General features: G+C 79.0%; 2 protein-coding genes. Both read left to right on the top strand.

Features of this window, described 5'->3' with window-relative positions; genetic code table 11:
• A partial coding sequence (locus tag A2U95_RS21270; RefSeq protein WP_420857032.1) for a hypothetical protein occupies positions 1-848 on the top strand: 848 nt, incomplete at its 5' end.
• A 122-nt stretch (positions 849-970) separates the two neighbouring features.
• The coding region (locus A2U95_RS21265; RefSeq protein ID WP_166025719.1) for a S8 family serine peptidase at positions 971-1,483 on the top strand (513 nt) is incomplete at its 3' end.

Raw genomic sequence — 1,483 nt, 5'->3', positions numbered from 1 at the left:
GGACCGCGGCCCGGACCCCGTGGGGCCCGCCCGCCGCCGGGACCGCGGCGCTCCCGCCCCCTCCGGCCCGGGCCCCCGGCGCGGCCTCCGGCGACGCCCCCGCCCGGGTGCGCGGACGGATGGCCGCGGCACTGGCCTGCGGACTGCTCGGCACCGGGCTGCTGGCCGCCGGGGTCACCGCGGGCGTCACCGGCGGCGCGGACGGCCAGGAGGACACCTACGCCGAGGCCCGCGACCTGTGGCGCACCACCCCGGTCGACGAGCTCTTCCCGCCCTCGGTCAAGGGCAAGGACCTCGGCCCCGGCGGCGCCGACCGCACCTGGAACCGGATCGCCGTGGCCCCCGAGAGCGGCTGCTCCGACGCCTTCGACCCCGCGCTGCGCAAGACCCTCGCGCCGGTCGGCTGCGAGCGGCTGCTGCGCGCCACCTACAGCGACGCCACCGGCAGCCACCTGGTCACCGTCGGGCTGGTGTTCACCGAGGCGGACGCGGAGGCGATGCGCGCCCTGCGGTCCCGGGTCTCGGAGGACCGGCTGGACCTGCGGACCGACCAGCTGCCCCGGCCCTACGCGGCCGAGGGGACCCTCGCCGAGGGGTTCGGAAAGGCGCAGCGCGCCTCCTGGGCGCTGGACGTGCTGACCGAGGCGCCCGTCGTCGTCTACGCCGTCTCCGGCTGGGCGGACGGCCGGCCGGTGGAGGAGCCGGTGCCCGCGCAGGAGGCCCTGCAGGGCGACACGGACACCGCCGCGGCCCAGGCCGGGCTCGGCCACGACGCCGGCCGGCTGGCCGGCCTGTTCGCCCAGGACCTGCGCAAGACCGTCGCCCCCGCCCGGGAGACCCCTTCGTGACCGACGTGACCGACGTGACCGACACCTCCGGACCGACGCCCGGGGCGCCCGCCGCGTCCCGCGCCCGCGGCGGGCCCGCCCCCCGCGGATCCGCGCGCCGGGGCGGATGCCGGAGCGCGGCCGTGGCCGCCGTGCTGGGCGCGGTGCTGGTGCTGCAGCCCGTGGCCGTGGCCCACGCCGACCTGATCCGGGACGGGCAGTGGGCGCTGCGGGAGCTGGGCGCGGAACAGGCCTGGCGGACCACGCGCGGCGGAGGCGTGACCGTCGCCGTGCTGGACACCGGCGTGGACCCCGACCACCCCGACCTCAAGGGCAACGTCCTGGAGGGCAAGGACCTGGTCGGCTTCGGCGCCGGCCCGGGCGACGACGCGTGGGCCGGGCACGGCACCGCCATGGCGGGCATCATCGCCGGGCACGGCCACGGCTGGAACAACGGCGACGGGGTGATGGGACTGGCCCCCGACGCCCGGATCCTCCCGGTGCGGGTGATCCTCGAGGAGGGCGACCCCCAGCTGGCCGAGGCCCGGCGCACGCGGGCCGACGCGCTGGCCGAGGGCAGCCGGTGGGCCGTCGACCACGGCGCCGACGTCATCAACCTCTCGCTGGGGGACGACTCCAAGTCCGCGCACCCCGAG

This window comes from Streptomyces chilikensis, assembly GCF_001642695.1.
In the GTDB taxonomy this organism is placed as follows: Bacteria; Actinomycetota; Actinomycetes; order Streptomycetales; family Streptomycetaceae; genus Streptomyces; species Streptomyces chilikensis.
The sequence above is the reverse complement of the archived record's forward strand: the minus strand, read 5'-3'. Positions and strand labels throughout refer to the sequence as shown.